The following is a 16720-nucleotide window of genomic DNA, read 5'->3' as shown; positions in this document are numbered from 1 at the left end:
AATAAAGCCGGGCGCACGGCCCGGACGCGGATATCTACCATAGACAGCGCAATCGCTTATCCATTCAATACTGTAGAAGAAGAAGTGTATCGCCATGACGGGGGCCAGGTAAAAAACGTTTACTTTGGCTGACAAATCAGGCCGGCGGGATATTTCCAGCCACCGGATTTTTATTAGCTGCCCCGGCACTTATTGGAGAAGTAAAATACTTTTTAATTATTAGCCAACACATTATTGCATTTTCGACATGACGCCGCCGTTGCGCAAATCGCCTGACAGCAGGCTAAACGCGCCAACTTTGCAGAAAAGCGGTGGCAAACCCGGGTGGGCATTTTTATACTATCAAAAATAAGTAAGATAATTCCGAGAAAACAGCACATAAAGCGCCCAACGAAGACATCTTATAATACAATCCGCGCCAATTATGGGTTAGATAGTGTTCATTAGGCAGTGCGACTGACAGCTTTCAGCAAAACGATTGTCCCTTCAAGCGGGCCGGATTTTTCCTTGTCAGGCCACGGCCTGCGGGCGGTGGATCAGGCCGGAATGGCGGGTGAAGATGGTGAATAAGACCGCGATAGCGATGCGTTGCGCAAAAAGCCCCGAACCGGGCTTCCTTGACGCACGCCTGAATATCGGCCGCCTGCTGCTGATCGTTTTGTTGGTGCTGCTGACGTTGTCCGAGCCTACGCACGCCGCCGCTGATCCCTATCAAAAGCGCACGCACGCCGTGACGACCGTGGTGGTAGGCATCATCAGCTACGCACGCTGGTCGCGTGAACCCAATCCGATCCGCTTGTGCGTGACCGCACCCACCCAGTATGCCGAAGGGCTGTTCGATCCGATCCTGCTGAGCGCGCCGCGTCCGATTAAAGCCGAGCGCGTGCCGTTCGACAGCCCAACGCTGAGTACCGGCTGTGATGTCATCTACTTAGGGAACATCACCGCCGCGCAGAGACAAAATTTCATGCAGCGCATTTCCGGCAACTCCATTCTCAGCATCAGCGAGAACGATAGCGAATGCTCCGCCGGCAGCGCATTTTGCCTGCAGATTGATGGGGACCAGGCCAGCTTCAAGGTCAACCTGGATGCTCTGGCGCGCAGCGGCGTGCGCGTTCACCCCAACGTGCTGCAGCTGGCACGCAAACAGGCGCCGCCGCTATGAGGCTGTTGCGTAGAAACCGCTCCGGCAATGCGCGCCCGACGCTGGGCCGAGTGCTGCAGCGTGTGCATCTTGGGCTGGCGCTGATCGCCGTCGGCACCGCCGGCATCTTTTTGACGCTGGTGGCGCTGTTTGCGCTGCGCGCCTATGCCAATCACAACCTGCACCTGATCGCGCGCTCCATCAGCTATACCGTCGAGGCCGCCGTGGTGTTTGAAGACCGCACCGCCGCGCGCGAAGCGCTGATGCTGATATCCTCCAATGAAGAGGTGTCGGACGCGCGGATCCTCGACAACAACGGCAAGATGCTGGCCAACTGGCGCCATCCTACCGATGGGCCGCTGCACGGCCTAGAGCAGATCGTCGCGCACTGGGCGCTGCCCGAACCGGTCATTCTGCCTATCACCCACGAGGGCAAACAGGTCGGCCAGGTCTGGCTGAGCGGCAACGGCGGCAGCCTGCTGCGTTTCCTGTTGCGCGGCATGGTCGGCATGATCGCCTGCCTGGTGCTCAGCACCCTGTGCGCCCTGGTGTTGTCGCGCCGCATGCTGGTCGGCATCGTCAGTTCGCTTGACGACATCGCCAACGTGGCACATGCAGTGCGCCGCGATCGCACTTTCGGCCTGCGGGTGCCGTCGGCGCCTATCGCCGAGCTGCATGAGCTCAGCAACGATTTCAACGGCTTGCTCGACGAGCTGGAGGCCTGGCAGGCCCATCTGAAGCAGGAAAACGACTCGCTGGCTCACCGGGCGACGCACGACAGCCTGACCGGCTTGCCGAACCGCGCCTTCTTCGAAGGGCGGCTGAGCCGGGCGCTGGGCGATATCGAACCGCCGGCGAAATTGGCGGTGCTGTTTATCGACGGCGATCGCTTCAAGGAGGTGAACGACAGTTACGGCCACGCCGCAGGCGATGCGGTGCTGACCACCATTGCCGGGCGCATTCGCGCGCAGTTGCGCGAGACCGATCTGGTCGCCCGCCTGGGAGGGGATGAATTCGCCGTGCTGTTGGCGCCGGTACACGGCACGGAAGATGTCTTGCAGATCGCTGACAACATCATCGACTGCATGACGCAACCGGTCATTTTGCCGAACGACGAGGCGGTCATCACCTCTCTGAGTATCGGTATTGCGCTGTACCCTGATCACGCGTCGACGCCTCAGGGTCTTTTGCACGAAGCTGACGATGCGATGTATCAGGCAAAGCATCGTTATAACGGAGGCTGGCGGCTGGCTATACATAAATAAGAGCCCCGGCTATAACACTTGAACTAGGGATTTTGACTATGATACAGCAACTGTTTAAAGGTCGTTTTTCACTGCTGGCGATGGCGTTCGTCGCCCTGCTGGCGCTCGCCGGCTGCCAGAGCAAACCGCAGGGCCTGACGCCCGAGCAGGTTGCGCTGCTGCAATCGCAGGGCTTCAAACTGACCGATAACGGCTGGGAGTTCGGCCTGTCGGATAAGGTGCTGTTCGGCAACAACATCGGCAAGCTGAACCCGGAAAGCACCGAGACGGTGCAGAAGATGGGCCGTGCGCTGCTGAGCGTCGGCATCACCAAGTTCCGCCTGGACGGCCATACCGACAACTACGGTGAAGACAGCTATAACGATCAGCTTTCCCTGCGCCGCGCCGATGCGGTGGCCGATCTGCTGGCCAGCGTCGGCATTCCGCGCGCCAATATCGAAACCCGCGGCATGGGCAAGCGCGATCCCGTTGCCGATAACCGCACCTCCAGCGGCCGCGCGGAAAACCGCCGCGTCGCGATCGTCGTCACGCCATAAGCCACCAATATGCGCCTTTATCGGCGCATAAACGGTTATACTTGGCGATCGCTGAGCGATGTCTGGGATCCGAGATCGAAACGGGCTACACTCATGCCGCCAGACATCCTATAAATACTGATATAGAGAGGCTTAGAGCAACGTGGCTCAATACGTCTATACCATGCACCGCGTCGGCAAGGTGGTACCGCCGAAGCGTCATATTTTGAAAAACATCTCCCTGAGCTTCTTCCCTGGGGCAAAAATCGGCGTGCTGGGCCTGAACGGCGCCGGTAAGTCCACCCTGCTGCGCATCATGGCCGGCATCGATACCGATATCGAAGGGGAAGCGCGCCCGCAGCCGGGCATCAAGATCGGTTACCTGCCGCAGGAGCCGCAGCTTAACCTCGAACACACCGTGCGTGAATCGGTGGAAGAAGCGCTGGCGGAAGTGGTCGGCGCGCTGAAGCGCCTGGACGAAGTGTACGCGCTGTACGCGGAAGAAGGCGCAGACTTCGACAAGCTGGCCGCCGAACAGGGCCGCCTGGAAGAGATCATTCAGGCGCACGACGGTCACAACCTCAACGCCCAGTTGGAACGCGCCGCCGATGCGCTGCGCCTGCCGGACTGGGACGCCAAAATCGCCCACCTGTCCGGGGGTGAACGCCGCCGCGTCGCGCTGTGCCGCCTGCTGCTGGAAAAGCCGGACATGCTGCTGCTGGACGAACCGACCAACCACCTGGACGCCGAGTCCGTGGCCTGGCTGGAACGCTTCCTGCACGACTTTGAAGGCACCGTGGTGGCGATCACCCACGACCGTTACTTCCTGGATAACGTGGCCGGCTGGATCCTCGAACTCGACCGCGGCGAAGGCATTCCGTGGGAAGGCAACTACTCGTCCTGGCTGGAGCAGAAAGACGCGCGTCTGGCGCAGGAAGCGTCCGCCGAAGCCGCTCGTCGCAAGTCGATCGAGAAAGAGCTGGAGTGGGTGCGTCAGGGCGCCAAAGGCCGTCAGTCCAAAGGCAAGGCCCGCCTGGCCCGCTTTGAAGAGCTGAACAACACCGAATACCAGAAACGTAACGAAACCAACGAACTGTTCATTCCACCTGGCGCGCGCCTGGGCGATAAAGTGGTCGAAGTCAGCAACCTGCGCAAGTCTTATGGCGACCGCCTGCTGATCGACGACCTGTCGTTCTCGGTGCCGAAAGGCGCGATTGTCGGCATCATCGGCCCGAACGGCGCGGGTAAATCCACGCTGTTCCGCATGATGTCCGGTCAGGAGCAGCCTGATTCCGGCAGCATCGTGCTGGGCGACACCGTCAAACTCGCTTCCGTCGATCAGTTCCGCGACAGCATGGACGGTTCGAAAACCGTGTGGGAAGAAGTCTCCGGCGGGCAGGACATCATGCGCATCGGCAACACCGAGATGCCGAGCCGCGCCTATGTCGGGCGCTTCAACTTCAAGGGCGTCGATCAGGGCAAACGCGTGGGCGAGCTGTCCGGCGGTGAGCGTGGCCGTCTGCACCTGGCCAAGCTGCTGCAGGTTGGCGGCAACGTGCTGCTGCTCGATGAACCGACCAACGACCTGGATATCGAAACCCTGCGCGCGCTGGAAAACGCCCTGCTGGAATTCCCTGGCTGCGCCATGGTGATCTCGCACGACCGTTGGTTCCTCGACCGTATCGCCACCCACATCCTGGACTACCAGGACGAGGGCAAGGTGGAATTCTTCGAAGGCAACTTCACCGAGTACGAAGAGTACAAGAAGCGCACGCTGGGCGCCGATGCGCTCGAGCCGCACCGCATCAAGTACAAAAAGATCGCCAAGTAATACCCAAGGCGCCGCATGCGGCGCCTTTTTTTTACCCCCGCGCCAACTCGCGCGCGTAATCGTCGAACGCCGGGTGCTGCAGCACCACATCGATGAAACAAGCCAGCGCCGGGGAGTTCAGCTTGCGGCTCGGGTAGACCAGATACAGCTCGTTCCCTTCCGCACGCCACGCCGGCAACACCTCCACCAACAGCTTCTGCGCCACCACCTCGCGGCTGAGAAACGCCGGCAGCAACGTGATGCCGGCACCGGCGATGGCGCATTCGCGCGCATACAGCAGGTTGTCGGTGGTGTGCGCCAGCGGCAGCTGCCAACGGTAGTAGTCATCGCCGCAGCGCAGGTTCCAGGCCGTCCAGGCGCGGTGGGCGATGCAACGATGCTGCTGCAGTTGCTGCGGATGTTCGATCGGCGGGTGCTGCGCCAGGTAGGACGGCGCCGCCAGCAGATAGCGCGGCGCGTACCCGAGGCGTCGGCCGATCAGCGAAGAATCCTGCGGCTTGCCGGTGCGCAGCGCGGCGTCGTAACCTTCCTGCACCAGATCCACCATGGCGTCGGACACCGACACCTCCAGCGAAACGTCCGGGTACTGGCGCTGAAAATCCGCCGCCAGCCGCGCCACCAGGGTCGCCCCCAGCCCGGCCGGCGTCGAGATGCGCAGGCGCCCGCTCGGGTTATCGCGCAGCCGCTGCAACGCCAGATCGGCGCGTTCGGCAGCGGACATCATCGCCTGACAATGCTCCAGATAACGCTCGCCGGCGAAGGTCAGGTTCAGCTGGCGCGTGGTGCGATTGAGCAAGCGCAGCCCCAGCGTCTGCTCAAGCTGGCTGATGCGCTGGCTGACGCTGGATTTCGGCAACCCCACGCGCTGCGCGGCGGCGGTAAAGCTGCCGCACTCCGCCACCAGCGCGAACAGCGCCATATCCTGCAGCTGTTTGAATTCCATTGTTCACCTTAAACGAACACTCCGTTAGATATTGTCCATCTTATCACCCCACTGCCGCGGGTCTACACTGGGGGCATCATTTGAAAGGAGTACAATCATGTCGATAAAAGCCATTGCCGTAGACCCGCAGAACCCCGCCGGTTTCATCGAAATCTCACCGGAGATGCCGGTTCCCGGCCAGTACGATCTGCTGGTGGAAGTGAAAGCGGCGTCGGTCAACCCGGTGGACACCAAAGTGCACGCCGGCCTGCAGAAAAGCGGCCTGCAGCAGCCGCGCGTCCTCGGCTGGGACGCCAGCGGCATCGTGGTGGGCGTGGGCAGCAGCGTCAGCGGCTTCAAGCCCGGCGATGAAGTGTGGTACGCCGGCGACATCACCCGCCCCGGCAGCAACAGCAGTCACCAACTGATCGACTCACGCATCGCCGCGCACAAACCGCGCAGCCTGAACTGGGCCGAGTCCGCCGCCATGCCGCTCACCGCCCTCACCGCCTGGGAGGCGCTGTTCGAACACCTGAACATTCAGGACGCGCCGGAGCACAAGACGCTGCTGATCATCGGCGGCGCCGGCGGGGTCGGCTCGCTGGCCATTCCGCTGGCCGCATTGCGCAGCAAGGTGAAAGTGATCGCCACCGCATCAAGACCTGAATCCGCCGCCTGGTGCCGTGAGCGCGGCGCCGATCTGGTGGTGGACTACCGCGATCTGAAGGGCAACCTGGCGCAGCACGGCATCGAGCAGGTGGATTACATCCTGTGTCTGAACGATACCGACGGCCACTGGCCGGCGATGGCCGAACTGATCGCGCCGCTCGGCCATATCTGCACCATCGTCGAGAACGCGCAGCCGTTGGATCAAAACGCGCTGAAGCTGAAAAGCGCCGCGCTGCACTGGGAGTTCATGTTCACCCGCAGCATGTTCACCACCCCGGATATCGCGCAGCAGGGCAAGATCCTGCAGCAGGTGGCGCAGCTGCTGGACGAGGGCAAGCTGAGCACCACGCTGAGCGAAACCCTGCACGGGCTGTCGGTAGACACGCTGACCGCCGCGCATCAACAGCTGCTCGGCGGCCATATGCAAGGCAAGCTGGTCATCGCTTACTGAGCCTGAATCGCGGCGGCGCAGCGCGCCGCCGTTACTGCGGACGAACGAAGCCGACGCACAGCATCTGCTCGTCGCTCTGCGGATCGGCGCGGAAGGTCAGCGTCTGCTGCCAATCGAGGCGCATCTTCGGCCAGTGGGCCAACTCACCGCCAAAGTCGCTGTGCGCGCAGTCTTCACCCAACCGCCCGAACAGGGCGACGCCGTGCTGCGCAATCTGCGGATAGCTGATGTTGACGTTGTAGATATTCGGCCGCGCATGATTGGACCAACGCGTAATGGTCCGCGGCCGGGAACCGGCGTACACCGTCATCCACTGCGACAGGTATTCGCCGCCGACGTAGCGCAGTTCAACGCCATACCGCTCTTGCCACTGCCGCTCCACCCCGGCGCTGAACGCCTTGATACCCACCATTTTCTGACCGGCGTTGCGCACGTTGCCCAGCATCACCGCGGCATACCCCAGATAGACCGCCAGCGCCGCACACATCAGCCCAATGGTTGCCGCGCGCAGCGAACGCACCGGCGGCTGGCGCACGCAACCGACCAGCAGCGCGGGCGCCAGCATGAAGAAAGGCTGCAGCCATTCGGTCAGCCGGCCGCCGACGTTGAAAGAGAACCAGAAGGTAATGATGCCGAGCGGCAACAGATAGACCCACAGCAACACCCGCATCGGCAACGCCGGTGGCCAGGCCAGCACCGCCCCGCTGCGCCGCAGGATCCCCCACAGCACCAGCGACGGATAGAACACCAGCAGCAGCGACTGCAGCATATCGAGGTTGAGCTGCATCTTGATCTGCGAATCCACCCACTTGAAGGCGGCAAAGTCGTGGTTCCACAACCAGAACACGTTCGGCAGCACCAGCGCCAACCAGATCGCCACCGCCAGATAGAACTGCGGCTGGCGATAGCAGCGGCGGATCTGCGGCACGAACAGCGTCGACAGCGCAGCGAAATAGACAAAGGCGAAGGTCGAGTACTTCGCCATCATCGCCAGCCCGGCGGCCAACGCGAAGGCCGGCCACCAGTTGGCCGAACGCGAAATAGCCAGGTGGAAAAACAGCGCCATCCACGGCCACAGCATCACCAACAGGTAATTGTCGTTGTAGGGAATGATGTCGAAATTGATGATGCCGGACAGGTTGAGCGTCAACAGCGCCATCCAGGCCAGCGAGGTGCTGCCGCTCAGCCGGCGCGCCAACAGCCAGACGCCCAGCATGCCGATGGCGATGGCGATGAAGTGCCCGCCATACCAGTACAGGTTCAGCGGCAGCCACGAGAACCCGATCGCCGGCTGCATCGCCGCCCCGACCAGCCACGGGTTTTTCGGTGAGCCCCACTCGCCGTTGAGGCCCCAGTTGAGCGCCTCGACGGCGTCGTAAGGCAGGGTAGGATCGAGATGAACAGTCAGCAGCGTCCAGGCTGCGGCATAGCAGACCAACCAAAGAGCGAGCAAGCGATAAGACATGTCTTCTTCTGAGCGTTATTGTAAAGAAAATCTTACCGTAGTCGCTGTCGAATGAACCATGTTTAAACAAGCCGTTAAATATGCGCCCGGGCGGCCGTTTCTGCCGCCGCGACCGCACATTCCGCTAATTTTCTCAGCCTGCGGCGTGATGCTGGGCGGGCGCGTTCGCCAACCGGCCGGCGTCCGCCGCCAGCAACTGTTGCACCAGCTCGACGCAGCGCAGAAAACGCTCTTCGTAATCGCTGGACTCAACGTGCACATACTCGATGTCGTTGGCGCGCAGCATTTCCTCCAGCAGGCGCTGGAACGCCAGACGATCGGCGGTGCTGCCGAGGCTGCGCAGGCCATCCGCCACCCACGGCGTGTTGTTTTCCAGCAGAATCACCAGATCGAAACGGTATTCGTCGATCAGCGCCTGCACGAAGGGGTGTTCACGCCCCTCGTACTTTTTGCAAAACGCCTGGGTGGTGACGAAATCGGTATCGATAAACGCCACCTTGTTGGCGTACTTGACCGCGAAATCCACGTATTGCGCCTGCCCGAGGGCAATTTTGTCGTAGTCGGAGTATTGCAGCGCCATCTCGTCGCCGCCCAGGTGCGAGAACACGTAATCGCGGCCATATTCCCAGGCGCTGGTGGTGTTGAAGATGTTGGCCAGCTTGTTGACCAGCGTCGATTTGCCGCTCGACTCGCCGCCGAGGATCGCCACGGTGCGCACGAAGAACGGCTTCACCTCGGTCGGGATGTAATCCCAATAGCGGAATGGATCCTGGCGGATCTGATTGCCGCTGATGTTCATGAACGAACGCTCGGGATCGACCAAAATGGTTTCGATGCCCAGATGCTCGCGGTAGCGCGGCGCATCTTGCGCTTCGCTGGAATAAATGAAGCTCGGCACGATGCCCTTCTGTTCCATAAAGGCCTTCATGCCGTCGCTCCACACGTTCCAGCCGTGCGGATAGGGTTCGATGCCCTGCTCGTCGAACGAGTGGATATGGATGTTTTTCTGGTACTTGAAGGTCTGCAGCAGCCAGCGCAGGCGATCGCTGACCGTCGGCTGTTGCGACATTGAACTGTTCTCGAACAGCTCGCGGTCGCGAGGTTCGTCGTGGCACAAAATAACGTGCAACTCGTCCACCTGGCTGCAGGCGCGCTGGATCAGATAGATGTGGCCGGTATGCAGCGGGTAAAATTTACCAAACACCACGCCGACTTTAACCTCTTTGCGCGGGAACTCCAGCCCGAGAAAACGGTGCAGCGCCTCAAGTTTTTGCGCGCTCGGGCTTTTGATTTTGTCGTTCAACAGCTGGCTCAGATAGCCCTTGGTCATGCCGCTGGCATCCGCCACCTGCTGCAGCGTGCAGCCCTTTTGCTTGATGGACGTCTTCAGGTAATCAAATTGCGGCATGGCCACCTCCGTTTAATATGCTAAACAAAATAGCATATCTTGCTCGCCGTCGGCGACATTAATAAAACCCTTCCAGCACGTCCAGCGCGTCCGCCAGCTTCTTGACCCCGAACACCTGCATGTTGGCCGGCGGCTTTTTCGGCATATTGCCGTGCGGCACGATGGCGCGCTTGAAGCCGTGCTTGGCCGCTTCGGAGATGCGCTCCTGGCCGCTCGGCACCGGGCGGATCTCCCCCGCCAGCCCCACTTCGCCGAACACCACCAGATCGTTCGGCAGCGGCCGATCGCGCAGGCTTGAGACCAGCGACATCAGCAGCGCCAGGTCGGCGCTGGTCTCGCTGACCTTCACCCCGCCAACCACGTTGACGAACACGTCCTGATCCGACATCTGCAGCCCGCCGTGCCGGTGCAGCACCGCCAGCAGGATCGCCAACCGGTTCTGCTCCAGGCCCACCGCCACGCGGCGCGGGTTGGACATCATCGAGTGATCCACCAGCGCCTGGATCTCCACCAGCAGCGGCCGGGTGCCTTCCCACACCACCATCACCGAGCTGCCGGAAGTGACTTCATCGCCGCGGCTAAGGAAGATCGCCGACGGGTTGCTGACTTCGCGCAGCCCCTGTTCGGTCATGGCGAACACCCCCAGCTCGTTGACCGCGCCGAAGCGGTTCTTGTGGCTGCGCAGGGTGCGGAAGCGGGAATCGGCGTCACCGTCCAGCAGCACCGAACAGTCGATGCAATGTTCCAGCACTTTCGGCCCGGCCAGCGAGCCGTCTTTGGTGACGTGGCCGACCATCACGATCGCCACGCCGCGCGTCTTGGCGAAGCGCGTCAGGTAGGCGGCGGTTTCCCGCACCTGCGCCACGCTGCCCGGCGAAGACTGAATGTCCGCCATGTGCATCACCTGAATCGAGTCGATCACCATCAGCTTCGGCTGTTCCTGCTCAGCGATCAGGCAGATCTGCTCGATGCTGGTTTCCGACAGCATGTTCAGGCCGCCGGTCGGCAGCCCCAGACGGTGGGCGCGCATCGCCACCTGCTGCAGCGATTCCTCGCCGGTGACGTACAGGGTTTTCATCTGTTCGGACAGTTTGCACAGCACCTGCAGCAACAGGGTGCTCTTGCCGGCGCCGGGGTTGCCGCCGATCAGAATCGCGCTGCCGGGCACCACGCCGCCGCCCAGCACGCGATCGAACTCGAGAAAGCCGGTGGTGAAGCGCGGCAGCGCCTCAAGGCTGATTTCCGACAGCTTCTGCACCTTGCTGACGCCGGCGTCGCCGGCATAGCCGCTGAGGCGATCGTTGCGCGCCGCTGCGGGCGACGCGGCCAAACGCACTTCCGTGATGGTGTTCCAGGCCTGACAGGCGCTACACTGCCCCTGCCAACGCGGATAGTCCGCCCCGCACTCATTGCACACAAATGCCCGTTTTGCCGCTTTTGCCACGTCTTACCTCAATCTTTCGTTATCGCACTTCGTGTTTCAGGCTGCCGGTGAGAATACACAGTACGCCCATCAGATCCGCATGCCGGATCGCCACCTGCGCTTTTTCATACACTTTCGGCTTGGCGTGGTAGGCGATGCCCAACCCCGCCGCCTGCATCATTTTCAAATCGTTGGCGCCGTCGCCGATGGCCACGGTCTGCGCCAGCGGGATCTCCAGCTTCTCCGCCAGCCGCAGCAGCGTATCGGCTTTGAACTGCGCGTCCACCACCGGCCCCAGCACTTCGCCGGTCAGCTTGCCGTCGCGGATCTCCAGCTCGTTGGCCGCCGCCGCCACCAGCCGCAGCCGGTTGCGCAGGTATTCGGCGTAGTAGGTGAAACCGCCGGAGGCGATCGCCACATGCCAACCCATCGCCTGCAGCTTGCCCACCAGGCTGGTCAGCCCCGGCATCAGCGGCAGCTCGTCGCGCACCTGCTTGAGGATGTTGGCGTCGGCCCCTTTCAGCGTGCCGACGCGCTGGCGCAGGCTGGCGGTAAAGTCCAGCTCGCCGCGCATCGCGCGTTCGGTGACTTCCGCCACCTGTTCGCCGACGCCCGCCAGCTTGGCGATCTCATCAATGCATTCGATCTCGATCGCCGTCGAATCCATATCCATCACCAGCAGCCCCGGCGTGCGCAAGTGCGGGATCTTGCCGAGCGGCGCCACGTCCAGCCCGCTCTCCGCCGCCAGCAGCTTGGCGCGCGGCGTCAAGGTGCCCGCCAGGCGCACGACCTGATAGTCGTCCACGCCCCAGGCGGTGACGATCACCATCGCCGCGCCCAGCTTGCGTTGGAATTGCGTAATGCGCGCCTTGTCCAGCTTTCTGCCGTATAACAGCCACCCGGTATTGCCCGCCCGGTAGTCCAGCGGCATCACTTCGTCGCCGCTGAGCGAAAGGGGAAGACCCGGCCATTGAGAGATCTCCGCCGGAAGATCGCAATAGGTCAGACTGTTTGACATCATTGACTCCTGAATGGACAAAAACGCTGCATGATAAAACGACGCATCAAGCTATCCTATCGCCAGCGGTTCTGGCAACATAAAGTGTCCCCGATGCCCAAGGAACCTGCATGGCTCGCGCTAAACTGAAATTTCGCCTGCACCGCACCGCTATTATCCTGATTTGCCTGGCTTTGCTGGTGCTGCTGATGCAGGGCGCCTCTTATTTTAGCCTGAGTCACCAAATGGCGCGATCCGAGCAGGTGGAAGAGTTGGCGCAGACGCTGACCAAACAGGTCGCCTACAGCCTGGCGCCGCTGCTGGACGACGACGGCAACAACCCGCGCATCGACGCCATCCTCAAGCAGCTCACCGATCACAGCCGCATTCTCGACGTCAGCGTGTATCAGCTTGACGGCACGCTGGTCTCCCACGCCGGGGAACAGATAAGTATACGCGATCGCCTGTCGCTCGACGGCAAACGCGCCGGCAGCTACTTCAACCACCAGTTGGTCGAATCCATTCAGGGCAAAGACGGCCCGATCGGCTTTATCCGCATCACCCTCGACACCCACGTGCTGGCGACCGAATCCAAGCAGGTGGACAACACCACCAACCTGCTGCGCCTGATGATCCTGCTGGCGCTGGCGATCGGCATCATTCTGGCGCGTACCCTGCTGCAACACCGCCGCAGCCGCTGGCAGCAGTCGCCGTACCTGTTGACCGCCAACACGCCACTGGAAGAAGGCAATACGGTGGAAGACGACGAAGAGGATGCGCCGGAAACAAAGCAGGAAGCGCCGAAGAAGGAATAACTCAGGCCAGGCGTTGAATGCGTTCTCGCCGTTTTATTGTCCTTTCAGTGAATAGATTGCCCGTAACGGCTGCACCCATAATCAATTGAAAGGTAAAGCGTTAGCCAAAAACGACCGTGCGGAATGAATAGATTGACGGGCGGGCGCCATGACGACGCCCGCCGCGGTATTACGCTTTGTCGCCCAGCAGCACGGATTCCAGCGCGATAACGATCATTTCGTTAAAGGTGGTCTGGCGTTCCGCCGCCGTGGTCGCTTCGTGACGCAGGATGTGGTCGGACACGGTGCAGATGGTCAGCGCCTTACAGCCGAACTCTTCGTACAGCTCCGCCGCCACGCCGTAGATGCCGGCCGCTTCCATTTCCACGCCCAGGATGCCGTACTTCTTCATCACCTGGAACATGTCCGGATCCGGGGTGTAGAACAGATCGGCAGAGAAGATGTTGCCCACGCGCGCCGGGATGCCCTGCGCCGCCGCCGCGTCGACCGCGTTGCGCACCATGTCGAAGTCGGCGATCGCCGCGTAGTCGTTATCCTTGAAGCGCAGACGGTTCACCTTGGAGTCGGTGCACGCGCCCATGCCGATCACCACGTCACGCAGTTTGATATCGTCACGCACCGCGCCGCAGGAACCCACGCGAATGATCTTCTTCACGCCGAATTCGGCAATCAGCTCGCGCGCATAGATGGAGCAGGACGGGATGCCCATGCCGTGGCCCATTACGGAGATGCGGCGGCCTTTGTAGGTGCCGGTGAAGCCCAACATGCCGCGCACGTTGTTCACTTCCACCGCGCCTTCCAGGAAGGTTTCGGCGATGTATTTTGCGCGCAGCGGGTCGCCCGGCATCAGTACTACGTCAGCGAAATCACCCATCTCAGCATTAATGTGCGGCGTAGCCATAATTTTCTTCCTTTAGAAATCTTATTTAATAAAAACGTCAAACATCCAAGCCTTGAATTTCGAGTTGCAGCCAGGCAGCTAGCGGGTGAATCCCCAGGAACTTACTTGAGTAAGCGACTGAGGTTCACGCGTGAAGCTAACAACGCTGCGGCTTGAAAGACAGGGCTTAGAACATGGTCTTACCGTAATCCATCGGCGACAGGCCAAAATAATTGGCGACGGTCTGGCCGATGTCGGCGAAGGTCTCGCGGTGGCCCAGCGAACCCGGTTTCACTTTCGGACCGTAAACCAGCACCGGGATGTGCTCGCGGGTGTGGTCGGTGCCCGGCCAGGTCGGGTCGCAGCCGTGGTCGGCGGTGAAGATGATGATATCTTCGTCTTTCACCAGCTTCAGCAGCTCCGGCAGGCGGCGGTCGAACAGCTCCAGCGCGGCGGCGTAGCCCGCCACGTCGCGGCGGTGGCCGTAAGAGGAGTCGAAGTCCACGAAGTTGGTGAACACGATGGTGTTATCGCCGGCCTTTTCCATTTCAATCAGGGTCGCGTCAAACAGAGCATCGATGCCGGTCGCCTTCACCTTCTTGGTGATGCCGACGTTGGCGTAGATGTCGGCGATTTTACCGATCGACACCACTTCGCCGCCCTTCTCGTCCACCAGCTTTTTCAGCACGGTCGGCGCCGGCGGCTCTACCGCCAGATCGTGGCGGTTGCCGGTGCGCTGGAAGTGGCCCGGCTTATCGCCGACGAACGGACGCGCGATCACGCGACCGATGTTGTAACCGCCTTCGGTCAGCTCTTCACGCGCGATTTCGCACAGCTCATACAGACGATCCAGGCCGAAGGTTTCTTCATGGCAGGCGATCTGGAACACCGAGTCGGCGGAGGTGTAGAAAATCGGCTTACCGGTTTTCATGTGCTCTTCGCCCAGCTGATCGAGGATCACGGTGCCGGATGAGTGGCAGTTGCCCAGGTAGCCCGGCAGATTGGCGCGTTCGACCAGTTTGTCCAGCAGCGCCTGCGGGAAGCTGTTGTGCTCGTCCTTGAAGTAGCCCCAGTCGAACAGCACCGGCACGCCGGCGATTTCCCAGTGGCCCGACGGCGTGTCTTTACCGGAAGAGAGCTCGCTGGCGTAAGCGTAAGCACCGATGATGTCGGCGTTGCGATCCAGCCCCTGCGGGAAGTTGCCGGTGGACTCCTCCGCCGCTTTGCCGAGGCCCAGACGGCTCAGGTTAGGCAGCGTCAGCGGGCCCTGGCGGCCCACGTTGGCTTCACCGCGCGCGCAAACCTCGGCGATGTGGCCCAGGGTGTCGGAACCCTGGTCGCCAAAACGTTCGGCGTCTTCGCTGGCGCCGATGCCGAAGGAGTCCAATACCATAATAAATGTGCGTTTCATCTGTGCTCTCCTGCGTGTTCTCACGCTATTGCGACCGCAAAACTGCAATCGCCCTTATTCTCTAAATTTATACCCAATGGATTTCAAGTTGTAGCTAGGCGGCTAGCGCGTGTATCCCCAGGAGCTTACTCAAGTAAGTGACTGGGGTGCACGCGTGCAGCCAACAACGCTACGGCTTGAAAGACGAGGGTCATCACGCTTGAGTGATGCGCTTATACACCACCGGCGTCGCCTCCGGCGCCTTGTCGCTCAGCGTCATTGCGCTGCGCACCGCATCGGCCGCCAGCTGCCAGCTCTCTTCATCGTTGGCGTGGATCATCGCCAGCGGTTGCTGGGTATCCACCTTATCGCCCAGACGCGCTACCTCGGTCAGGCCAACGCTGTAATCGATGGCGTCGCTCGCCCGGCGGCGGCCGCCGCCCAGCGACACCACCGCCATACCCAGCGCGCGGGTATCCATGGCGCTGATGATGCCCGGCTTTTCAGCATACACCGGCTTGCTCAGCGTTGCCGCCGGCAGATAGCTATCATAACGTTCGACGAAGTCTATCGGCCCTTGCTGCGCCGCCACCATGCGGCCAAACACCTCAGCCGCTTTGCCGTTGTCCAGCACCGCCTGCAGCTTGGCGCGCGCATCGGCCTCGTCTTGCGCCAGGCCGCCGGACAGCAGCATCTCCACGCACAGCGCCAGCGTCACTTCCAGCAGGCGCGGGTTGCGGTATTCGCCGGTCAGGAAGCGTACCGCTTCGCGCACTTCCACCGCGTTGCCGGCGCTGGAAGCCAGCACCTGGTTCATGTCGGTCAGCAGCGCGGTGGTCTTGCAGCCCGCGCCGTTGGCCACGCCGACGATCGCCTGCGCCAAATCTTGCGACAGGGCATAGGTCGGCATAAAGGCGCCCGAGCCAACCTTCACGTCCATCACCAGCGCATCCAGCCCTTCCGCCAGTTTCTTGGCCAGAATAGAGGCGGTGATCAGCGGGATCGAATCCACGGTGGCGGTGATGTCGCGGGTGGCGTAAAAACGCTTGTCCGCCGGCGCCAGCGAACTGGTCTGGCCGATGATCGCCACGCCGACGTCCTGAATGATTTTGCGGAAGGCGTTATCGTCCGGGAAAATATTGAAGCCCGGAATGGCTTCCAGTTTGTCCAGCGTGCCGCCGGTATGCCCCAGGCCGCGGCCGGAGATCATCGGCACATAGCCGCCGCAGGCCGCCACCATCGGGCCGAGCATCAGCGAGGTCACGTCACCCACGCCGCCGGTCGAATGCTTGTCGACGATCGGGCCATTCAGCGCCAAACTCTTCCAGTCCAGCACGGTGCCGGAATCGCGCATCGCCATGGTGAGCGCCACGCGCTCCGGCATGCTCATGTCATGGAAATAAATGGTCATCGCCAGCGCGGCGATCTGCCCTTCCGACACCACGTTGTCGCGAATGCCGTTGATGAAAAAGCGGATTTCCGCTTCGCTTAACGGCTGACCGTCGCGTTTCTTACGAATAATTTCTTGAGCCAGGAACAAGGCAT

The 16720-nt window shown here is 61.5% G+C and carries 14 protein-coding genes; 6 read left to right on the top strand and 8 right to left on the bottom strand.

What is annotated here, in order from left to right; all coding sequences use genetic code 11:
• Positions 1 to 553: 553 nt before the first annotated feature.
• The 4 genes from ACJ8KE_RS15250 to ettA all read left to right on the top strand — a co-directional run bounded on the left by ACJ8KE_RS15250 (position 554) and on the right by ettA (position 4755).
• Positions 554 to 1165 (top strand): YfiR family protein, encoded by a 612-nt coding sequence (locus tag ACJ8KE_RS15250; RefSeq protein ID WP_438285063.1) that lies wholly within the window; start codon positions 554 to 556, stop codon positions 1163 to 1165.
• Positions 1162 to 2409 carry a diguanylate cyclase domain-containing protein gene (locus tag ACJ8KE_RS15245; protein ID WP_016929154.1) on the top strand — a complete coding sequence of 416 codons (1248 nt, stop codon included), beginning with the start codon at positions 1162 to 1164 and terminating at the stop codon, positions 2407 to 2409. Before ACJ8KE_RS15250 ends, ACJ8KE_RS15245 begins: the two co-directional genes overlap by 4 nt.
• A gap of 38 nt (positions 2410 to 2447) precedes the next feature.
• Positions 2448 to 2945, top strand: a complete 498-nt coding sequence (locus ACJ8KE_RS15240; protein ID WP_016929155.1) for an OmpA family protein — start codon at positions 2448 to 2450, stop codon at positions 2943 to 2945.
• 142 nt (positions 2946 to 3087) lie between these two features.
• Positions 3088 to 4755, top strand: a complete 1668-nt coding sequence (gene ettA / locus ACJ8KE_RS15235; RefSeq protein ID WP_025159620.1) for an energy-dependent translational throttle protein EttA — start codon at positions 3088 to 3090, stop codon at positions 4753 to 4755.
• Between the two features lie 31 nt (positions 4756 to 4786).
• Here ettA and ACJ8KE_RS15230 read toward each other — a convergent pair whose 3' ends face one another.
• Entirely contained in the window at positions 4787 to 5698 is a 912-nt protein-coding gene (locus ACJ8KE_RS15230; protein WP_016929157.1) for a LysR family transcriptional regulator, read from the bottom strand.
• Positions 5699 to 5795: 97 nt separating this feature from the next.
• Between ACJ8KE_RS15230 and ACJ8KE_RS15225 the strand changes: the two genes are divergently transcribed.
• On the top strand, positions 5796 to 6797 hold the full coding sequence (locus ACJ8KE_RS15225) for a zinc-binding alcohol dehydrogenase family protein (RefSeq protein ID WP_397609377.1): 1002 nt from the start codon (positions 5796 to 5798) through the stop codon (positions 6795 to 6797).
• A 31-nt stretch (positions 6798 to 6828) separates the two neighbouring features.
• Here ACJ8KE_RS15225 and ACJ8KE_RS15220 read toward each other — a convergent pair whose 3' ends face one another.
• The 4 genes from ACJ8KE_RS15220 to serB form a co-directional block, all read right to left on the bottom strand.
• Positions 6829 to 8262 (bottom strand): glycosyltransferase family 39 protein, encoded by a 1434-nt coding sequence (locus tag ACJ8KE_RS15220; protein ID WP_049300119.1) that lies wholly within the window; start codon positions 8260 to 8262, stop codon positions 6829 to 6831.
• 133 nt (positions 8263 to 8395) lie between these two features.
• On the bottom strand, positions 8396 to 9670 hold the full coding sequence (gene nadR, locus ACJ8KE_RS15215) for a multifunctional transcriptional regulator/nicotinamide-nucleotide adenylyltransferase/ribosylnicotinamide kinase NadR (protein ID WP_016929160.1): 1275 nt from the start codon (positions 9668 to 9670) through the stop codon (positions 8396 to 8398).
• Between the two features lie 58 nt (positions 9671 to 9728).
• Positions 9729 to 11114, bottom strand: a complete 1386-nt coding sequence (gene radA / locus ACJ8KE_RS15210) for a DNA repair protein RadA (RefSeq protein ID WP_028127870.1) — start codon at positions 11112 to 11114, stop codon at positions 9729 to 9731.
• A 19-nt stretch (positions 11115 to 11133) separates the two neighbouring features.
• Positions 11134 to 12111, bottom strand: coding sequence for a phosphoserine phosphatase (gene serB / locus ACJ8KE_RS15205; protein WP_016929162.1), 978 nt, complete (start codon positions 12109 to 12111; stop codon positions 11134 to 11136).
• Positions 12112 to 12221: 110 nt separating this feature from the next.
• Here serB and ACJ8KE_RS15200 point away from each other — a divergent pair, with 110 nt between their 5' ends.
• On the top strand, positions 12222 to 12905 hold the full coding sequence (locus ACJ8KE_RS15200) for a YtjB family periplasmic protein (RefSeq protein WP_004933054.1): 684 nt from the start codon (positions 12222 to 12224) through the stop codon (positions 12903 to 12905).
• A gap of 169 nt (positions 12906 to 13074) precedes the next feature.
• Here ACJ8KE_RS15200 and deoD read toward each other — a convergent pair whose 3' ends face one another.
• The 3 genes from deoD to deoA form a co-directional block, all read right to left on the bottom strand.
• Complete coding sequence (gene deoD / locus ACJ8KE_RS15195; protein WP_004933059.1) at positions 13075 to 13806, bottom strand: purine-nucleoside phosphorylase; 732 nt, start codon at positions 13804 to 13806, stop codon at positions 13075 to 13077.
• Positions 13807 to 13972: 166 nt separating this feature from the next.
• Positions 13973 to 15196 carry a phosphopentomutase gene (deoB, locus tag ACJ8KE_RS15190; RefSeq protein ID WP_016929163.1) on the bottom strand — a complete coding sequence of 408 codons (1224 nt, stop codon included), beginning with the start codon at positions 15194 to 15196 and terminating at the stop codon, positions 13973 to 13975.
• Between the two features lie 193 nt (positions 15197 to 15389).
• On the bottom strand, positions 15390 to 16715 hold the full coding sequence (gene deoA / locus ACJ8KE_RS15185) for a thymidine phosphorylase (RefSeq protein ID WP_048796556.1): 1326 nt from the start codon (positions 16713 to 16715) through the stop codon (positions 15390 to 15392).
• Between the last annotated feature and the right edge of the window lie 5 nt (positions 16716 to 16720).

The sequence above is a fragment of the Serratia sp. CY56464 genome, assembly GCF_052168435.1.
Lineage (GTDB): Bacteria > Pseudomonadota > Gammaproteobacteria > Enterobacterales > Enterobacteriaceae > Serratia > Serratia marcescens.
Note: the sequence above shows the minus strand (reverse complement) of the source record. Positions and strands in the feature narration are given on the sequence as shown.

What these genes read in the sequence shown, in the direction of transcription:
- ACJ8KE_RS15245 (WP_016929154.1), top strand. Translation starts at nt 1,162, where the DNA reads ATGAGGCTGTTGCGTAGAAACCGCTCCGGCAATGCGCGCCCGACGCTG.
- ACJ8KE_RS15240 (WP_016929155.1), top strand. Translation starts at nt 2,448, where the DNA reads ATGATACAGCAACTGTTTAAAGGTCGTTTTTCACTGCTGGCGATGGCG.
- ACJ8KE_RS15230 (WP_016929157.1), bottom strand. Translation starts at nt 5,698, where the DNA reads ATGGAATTCAAACAGCTGCAGGATATGGCGCTGTTCGCGCTGGTGGCG.
- ACJ8KE_RS15225 (WP_397609377.1), top strand. Translation starts at nt 5,796, where the DNA reads ATGTCGATAAAAGCCATTGCCGTAGACCCGCAGAACCCCGCCGGTTTC.
- ACJ8KE_RS15220 (WP_049300119.1), bottom strand. Translation starts at nt 8,262, where the DNA reads ATGTCTTATCGCTTGCTCGCTCTTTGGTTGGTCTGCTATGCCGCAGCC.
- nadR (WP_016929160.1), bottom strand. Translation starts at nt 9,670, where the DNA reads ATGCCGCAATTTGATTACCTGAAGACGTCCATCAAGCAAAAGGGCTGC.
- serB (WP_016929162.1), bottom strand. Translation starts at nt 12,111, where the DNA reads ATGTCAAACAGTCTGACCTATTGCGATCTTCCGGCGGAGATCTCTCAA.
- ACJ8KE_RS15200 (WP_004933054.1), top strand. Translation starts at nt 12,222, where the DNA reads ATGGCTCGCGCTAAACTGAAATTTCGCCTGCACCGCACCGCTATTATC.
- deoD (WP_004933059.1), bottom strand. Translation starts at nt 13,806, where the DNA reads ATGGCTACGCCGCACATTAATGCTGAGATGGGTGATTTCGCTGACGTA.
- deoB (WP_016929163.1), bottom strand. Translation starts at nt 15,196, where the DNA reads ATGAAACGCACATTTATTATGGTATTGGACTCCTTCGGCATCGGCGCC.